Origin of the sequence: Pseudomonas baetica (assembly GCF_051216495.1) — a bacterium.
GTDB lineage: Bacteria > Pseudomonadota > Gammaproteobacteria > Pseudomonadales > Pseudomonadaceae > Aquipseudomonas > Aquipseudomonas baetica_B.
In genome coordinates this window covers 20026-27001 of sequence record NZ_JBPKAM010000088.1, presented here as the reverse complement: position 1 = coordinate 27001, position 6976 = coordinate 20026, and the positions used below count along the sequence as shown (strand labels likewise).

At 60.8% G+C, this 6976-nt stretch carries 5 protein-coding genes; all 5 read left to right on the top strand.

What is annotated here, in order from left to right:
- Nucleotides 1-189 precede the first annotated feature (189 nt).
- The 5 genes from ACSFE6_RS24500 (at nt 190) to garD (ending at nt 6860) form a co-directional block, all read left to right on the top strand.
- Nucleotides 190-939 carry a FadR/GntR family transcriptional regulator gene (locus ACSFE6_RS24500; RefSeq protein WP_435430000.1) on the top strand — a complete coding sequence of 250 codons (750 nt, stop codon included), beginning with the start codon at nt 190-192 and terminating at the stop codon, nt 937-939.
- 412 nt (nt 940-1351) lie between these two features.
- On the top strand, nt 1352-2263 hold the full coding sequence (kdgD, locus tag ACSFE6_RS24495; protein WP_008018738.1) for a 5-dehydro-4-deoxyglucarate dehydratase: 912 nt from the start codon (nt 1352-1354) through the stop codon (nt 2261-2263).
- A 60-nt stretch (nt 2264-2323) separates the two neighbouring features.
- Nucleotides 2324-3763: an aldehyde dehydrogenase family protein gene (locus tag ACSFE6_RS24490; RefSeq protein WP_435429999.1), complete on the top strand. Its 1440-nt coding sequence runs from the start codon at nt 2324-2326 to the stop codon at nt 3761-3763.
- A gap of 167 nt (nt 3764-3930) precedes the next feature.
- On the top strand, nt 3931-5295 hold the full coding sequence (locus tag ACSFE6_RS24485) for an MFS transporter (protein WP_435429998.1): 1365 nt from the start codon (nt 3931-3933) through the stop codon (nt 5293-5295).
- 11 nt (nt 5296-5306) lie between these two features.
- A complete protein-coding gene (gene garD / locus ACSFE6_RS24480) occupies nt 5307-6860 on the top strand; it encodes a galactarate dehydratase (RefSeq protein WP_435429997.1) in 1554 nt (517 codons plus the stop codon).
- Nucleotides 6861-6976: the final 116 nt, after the last annotated feature.

Genomic DNA, 6976 nt, shown 5'->3' with positions numbered 1-6976 from the left:
ACACCCATGTTGGTGGGGGGAGGCTGAGTGGGGGGAGGGCGATGGTTGCAAGCTAAAGGCATTACGAAAACCCCCCCCCCCCCCCCCCCCCCGCTCCCACATTGGGCAGTTTTTACCTCAACAGTGATCGTACAACCGCGTTGAGCTATGATGCGGTTTCAGCCGAATTTTTCGAGACAGATGTTCACCATGGAAAACCCGAACGACGCACCACGCCTCCCTCGCAAGCGCCGCAGCCTCGCTCAGGAACTGGTGACGGTGCTGTCCGAGCAGATCCGCGACGGTCACCTCAAGCGTGGCGACAAGTTGCCCACCGAGTCGGCGATCATGGATGCCCATGGTGTCAGCCGCACGGTGGTGCGCGAAGCGATTTCCCGCTTGCAGGCGGCCGGCCAGGTGGAAACCCGCCACGGCATCGGCACTTTCGTGCTCGATACTCCGAGCCCGAGCGGTTTCCGCATCGACCCGGCTACCGTGGTGACGTTGCGCGATGTGCTGGCGGTTCTGGAACTGCGCATCAGCCTGGAGGTTGAGTCCGCCGGACTCGCCGCACAGCGTCGCAGTCCCGAGCAGCTGGCGCTGATGCGCGCCGCGCTGGATGCGTTGAATGAAAGCGTTGCCCACGCCAGCGATGCCGTGGCGTCCGATTTCCAGTTCCACCTGCAGATTGCCCTGGCCACCGGCAACCGCTACTTCACCGACATCATGACGCATCTGGGAACCAGCATCATCCCGCGCACCCGCCTCAACTCCGCGCGGTTGGCCCATGACGATCAACAGCACTACATGAACCGCCTGAGCCGCGAGCACGAAGAAATCTACGACGCCATCGCCCGCCAGGACTCCGACGCCGCCCGTGCGGCCATGCGCCTGCACCTGACCAACAGCCGCGAGCGGCTGCGCCATGCCCATGAAGAGGCTGAGGCGCAGCGAGGCTGAGCTTCTGGCTCGGGTAATCCATAGCCTGTCGCGTCCTCTTCGCGAGCAGGCTCGCTCCCACAGTTGATCGTGGTGCTTCACATTATTTGTGATCGCAGGTGAGCCATTGTGGGAGCGAGCCTGCTCGCGAAGGCGCCACAAGCCACGCCACAAATCCTCAGTAGGTCGCTAACTGGGGTTCAATCTTCCGACAACGTATCTCTATCAAGCCGTTGATCGCGGGGCCTTGCACCATTCTCTCCTCATGAAACCCCGTAAATACGGGCTGTCGAGCTATTTTGTCCAACAATTTTCACCCGCGACGATGAAATGCAGTTGACGGTTGTATTTTAAGTTGTACGATGACCTACAACTTCAGCGTCGGGCTGAACGGTCTAAACACACAAACGTCGCAATCCAGGGTGTTCGAACAATGAATCCACAAGAACTTAAGTCCATCCTCTCTGCCGGTCTGCTGTCTTTTCCGGTAACCGATTTCAATGCCCAGGGCGATTTCAACCGCGCTGGCTACATCAAGCGTCTGGAATGGTTGGCCCCGTACGGCGCCTCGGCGCTGTTCGCCGCCGGCGGTACCGGTGAGTTCTTCTCCCTGGCGGCCAGTGAATACTCTGAAATCATCAAGACTGCCGTCGACACCTGCGCCTCCAGCGTGCCAATTCTGGCCGGCGTCGGCGGTTCGACCCGCCAGGCCATCGAATACGCTCAGGAAGCGGAGCGTCTGGGTGCCAAGGGCCTGTTGCTGCTGCCGCACTACCTGACCGAAGCCAGCCAGGACGGCGTTGCCGCCCACGTTGAAGCCGTGTGCAAATCGGTGAACATCGGCGTCGTGGTCTACAACCGCAACGTTTGCCGCCTTAACGCGCCGCTGCTGGAACGTCTGGCCGAGCGCTGCCCGAACCTGATCGGTTACAAGGATGGCCTGGGCGATATCGAGTTGATGGTGTCGATCCGTCGCCGTCTCGGTGATCGCTTCAGCTACCTGGGCGGCTTGCCGACTGCCGAAGTCTACGCTGCGGCCTACAAGGCACTGGGTGTGCCGGTTTACTCCTCGGCGGTGTTCAACTTCATCCCGAAAACCGCGATGGACTTCTACCACGCCATTGCCCGCGAAGATCACGCCACTGTCGGCAAGATCATCGACGACTTCTTCCTGCCATACCTGGACATCCGTAACCGCAAGGCAGGTTATGCCGTGAGCATCGTCAAGGCCGGGGCAAAAATTGCCGGCTACGACGCAGGTCCCGTGCGTGCACCGCTGACCGACCTGACCGGCGAAGAGTACGAAATGCTCGCCGCGCTGATCGACAAGCAGGGTGCGCAGTAACACATCCGATTTAACGAGGCCGCTGAGTATTCAGCGGCCTTTTGCGTGAGGAGAAGTCTCGTGACAAAGCGCTACGACAACTACATCAACGGTGAATGGGTCGCCGGTGCCGATTACTCGGCCAACATCAATCCATCGGAATTGAGCGACACCATCGGCGACTACGCCAAGGCTGACCTGGCCCAGGTCAACGCTGCCATCGACGCCGCCCGTGCCGCATTCCCGGCCTGGTCCACCTCCGGGATCCAGGCACGTCACGATTCCCTGGATAAAGTCGGCACCGAAATCCTCGCCCGCCGCGAAGAACTCGGCACCCTGCTGGCCCGGGAAGAGGGCAAGACCCTGCCTGAAGCCATTGGCGAAGTGACCCGCGCCGGTAACATCTTCAAGTTCTTCGCCGGTGAATGCCTGCGTCTGTCTGGCGACTACGTGCCGTCGGTGCGTCCGGGCGTCAACGTCGAGGTCACCCGTGAAGCCTTGGGTGTGGTCGGCTTGATCACCCCTTGGAACTTCCCGATTGCCATTCCGTCGTGGAAAATCGCCCCGGCCCTGGCCTATGGCAACTGCGTGGTGCTCAAACCGGCGGATCTGGTGCCGGGTTGTGCCTGGGCCCTGGCCGAAATCATCTCCCGCGCCGGTTTCCCGGCCGGCGTGTTCAACCTGGTGATGGGCAGCGGTCGCGTGGTTGGCGAAGCACTGGTTAATAGCCCAAAAGTCGACGGCATCAGCTTCACCGGTTCCGTGGGCGTGGGCCGTCAGATCGCAGTCAGCTGCGTATCGCGTCAGGCCAAGGTTCAGCTGGAAATGGGCGGCAAGAACCCGCAGATCATTCTCGACGACGCCGACCTCAAGCAAGCGGTCGAGTTGTCGGTACAGAGCGCGTTCTACTCCACCGGTCAACGTTGCACGGCCTCCAGCCGCCTGATCGTCACCGCCGGGATTCATGACAAATTCGTCGAAGCCATGGCCGAGCGCATGAAGTCGATCAAGGTCGGCCACGCGTTGAAAGCCGGCACCGACATCGGTCCGGTGGTTTCGCAAGCGCAGCTTGAACAGGACATGAAGTACATCGACATCGGCCAGTCCGAAGGCGCTCGCCTGGTCAGTGGCGGCGGTCTGGTGACCTGCGACACCGAAGGCTATTTCCTCGCGCCAACGCTGTTTGCCGACAGCGAAGCGTCGATGCGCATCAGCCGCGAAGAGATCTTCGGCCCGGTGGCCAACATCGTGCGCGTGGCCGATTACGAAGCCGCGCTGGCCATGGCCAACGACACCGAGTTCGGGTTGTCGGCAGGCATTGCCACCACGTCCTTGAAGTACGCCAACCACTTCAAGCGCCACTCCCAGGCCGGGATGGTGATGGTCAACCTGCCGACCGCCGGCGTGGACTACCACGTTCCGTTCGGTGGGCGTAAAGGTTCATCCTATGGATCACGTGAGCAAGGCCGCTATGCGCAAGAGTTCTACACCGTGGTGAAAACCGCCTACATCGGCTCCTGACGCAATACCCCTCTAGGAGCGAGCCCTGCTCGCGATGGTCGCAAGGACGCGGCGGTAAACCTGATGCCCCGCGTCATCGTTGACGACCATCGCGAGCGGGGCTCGCTCCTACAGGGAATAAACAAAGATTCACCCCGCATAAAAATAATCAGTGGGAGTACATCTACATGCAATCGACCAACAAGCCGACTCACGTCCGCTATTTGATCCTGCTCATGCTGTTTCTGGTGACCACGATCAACTACGCTGACCGGGCAACCATCGCCATCGCCGGCTCCAGCCTGCAAAAAGACCTCGGCATCGACGCGGTCACCCTTGGCTACATTTTCTCCGCATTCGGTTGGGCCTACGTGGCCGGGCAAATTCCCGGTGGCTGGCTGCTGGACCGTTTCGGTTCGAAAAAAATCTATGCGCTCAGCATCTTCACCTGGTCGCTGTTCACCGTGCTGCAAGGCTTCGTCGGTGAGTTCGGCATGTCCACCGCCGTGGTGGCGCTGTTCATGCTGCGATTTCTGGTGGGTCTGGCCGAAGCGCCGTCGTTCCCCGGCAACGCCCGCATCGTTGCGGCATGGTTCCCGACCGCTGAACGCGGCACGGCCTCGGCGATCTTCAACTCGGCGCAGTACTTTGCCACCGTGTTGTTCGCACCGCTGATGGGCTGGATCGTCTACTCCTTCGGTTGGGAGCACGTGTTCATCGTCATGGGTATCTTCGGCATCATCTTTTCGCTGATCTGGCTGAAGGTGATCTACAGTCCGCGCGAACACCCGATGATCAACGATGCCGAATTCAAGCACATCGCCGACAACGGTGGCATGGTCGACATGGACCAGACCAAGGGCAAAAAATCCGACGGTCCGAAGTGGGACTATATCCGCCAGTTGCTCACCAACCGCATGATGCTCGGCGTGTATCTGGGCCAGTACTGCATCAACGGCATCACCTACTTCTTCCTGACCTGGTTCCCGGTGTACCTGGTGCAGGAGCGCGGCATGACCATCCTCAAGGCCGGTTTCATCGCCTCGTTGCCGGCGATTTGCGGCTTCATTGGTGGCGTGCTCGGCGGGGTGATCTCCGACTACCTGCTGCGCAAAGGCCATTCCCTAACCTTCGCCCGCAAGGCGCCAATCATCGCCGGCCTGCTGGTCTCCAGCAGCATCGTGGCCTGCAACTATGTGGACGTTGAATGGATGGTCGTCGGCTTCATGGCCCTGGCGTTCTTCGGCAAAGGCGTGGGCGCACTGGGCTGGGCCGTGGTCTCCGACACGTCGCCAAAACAGATCGCCGGTCTCAGTGGTGGCCTGTTCAACACCTTCGGCAACCTGGCATCGATCACCACCCCGATTGTCATCGGTTACATCATCAGCTCCACCGGTTCGTTCAAATGGGCACTGGTGTTCGTCGGTTGCAACGCGTTGGTGGCGGTGTTCAGCTATCTGGTCATCGTCGGTCCGATCAAGCGCGTGGTGCTCAAAGAGCCACCGGTCAGCGGCCCTGAAACCAACAACAAATTGTCTCAAGCGCATTCCTGAGGAGCGGCGTCATGCAGTTGATTGAACATTCCGACTCGCCGCGTTACATCCGCCTGCACGAGCGGGACAACGTGGTGATCGTGGTCAACGATCAGGGCGTACCGGCCGGCACCGAATTTTCGGACGGCCTGGTCACCGTGGATTTCGTACCACAGAGCCACAAGATCACCCTGGAGGACATTCCCGAGGGCGGCCACGTGATTCGTTACGGCCAGGTCATTGGCTACGCCTTGCAACCGATTCCGCGCGGCAGCTGGGTCAAGGAAGATCAACTGCGCATGCCGACCGCGCCGCCGTTGGACAGCCTGCCGCTGTCCACCGAGGTGCCGGCCGCGCAAGCACCGCTGGAAGGTTTCACGTTCGAGGGGTACCGCAACGCCGACGGCACTGTTGGCACGCGCAACATTCTTGGCATTACCACCACGGTGCAGTGCGTGACCGGGGTGCTGGATCACGCGGTCAAGCGCATCAAGGACGAGTTGCTGCCCAAGTACCCGCACGTCGATGACGTGGTGGCGCTGACCCACAGCTACGGCTGCGGCGTGGCAATTACCGCCACCGACGCCTACATCCCGATTCGTACCGTGCGCAATCTGGCACGCAACCCGAACCTGGGTGGTGAAGCGTTAGTGATCAGCCTGGGCTGTGAGAAATTGCAGGCCGGGCAGGTGATGCACGAGGACGATGCCTCGGTAGACCTGAGCGAGCCATGGCTGTATCGGCTACAGGACTCCAGCCACGGTTTTACCGAGATGATCGAGCAGATCATGGAGCTGGCTGAAGTCCGCTTGAAGAAACTCGATCAGCGTCGTCGGGAAACCGTGCCGGCGTCCGAGTTGATCCTCGGCATGCAGTGTGGTGGCAGTGATGCGTTCTCCGGGATCACTGCTAACCCGGCCCTGGGCTACGCCTCGGATCTGTTGCTACGTGCCGGTGCGACGGTGATGTTTTCCGAAGTGACCGAAGTTCGCGACGCGATCTATCTGCTGACCTCCCGCGCCAAAACCGAGGCAGTCGCCCAGGAGCTGGTACGGGAAATGGACTGGTACGACCGCTACCTGGCCAAGGGCGAAGCGGATCGCAGTGCCAACACCACGCCGGGCAACAAGAAAGGCGGGTTGTCGAACATTGTCGAAAAGTCCCTGGGCTCGATCGTCAAGTCCGGCAGCAGCGCGATCACCGGTGTGCTCGGCCCTGGCGAGCGCTTCAAGGAAAAAGGCCTGATCTTCTGCGCAACCCCGGCCAGCGATTTTGTCTGCGGGACGTTGCAGTTGGCGGCGGGGATGAACCTGCACGTGTTCACGACTGGTCGTGGCACGCCTTACGGGCTGGCCATGGCGCCAGTGGTGAAAGTATCGACACGGACCGAACTGGCGCAGCGCTGGCCGGACCTGATCGATATCGACGCCGGTCGCATCGCTACCGGTCGGGCATCCATCGAGGAGCTTGGCTGGGAGCTGTTCCATTACTACCTGGATGTGGCCAGCGGCAAGCAGCAGACCTGGGCTGAGCGACACAAGCTGCATAACGACATCACCCTGTTCAACCCGGCGCCGATTACCTGATACCGCGTTATCGTTCATCGCCAGCAGGCTGGCTCCCACAGTGATCTTCGGTTTTCGCACAATTTGTGCAACACAGAAGCCCCCCTGTGGGAGCCAGCCTGCTGGCGATGGCGATC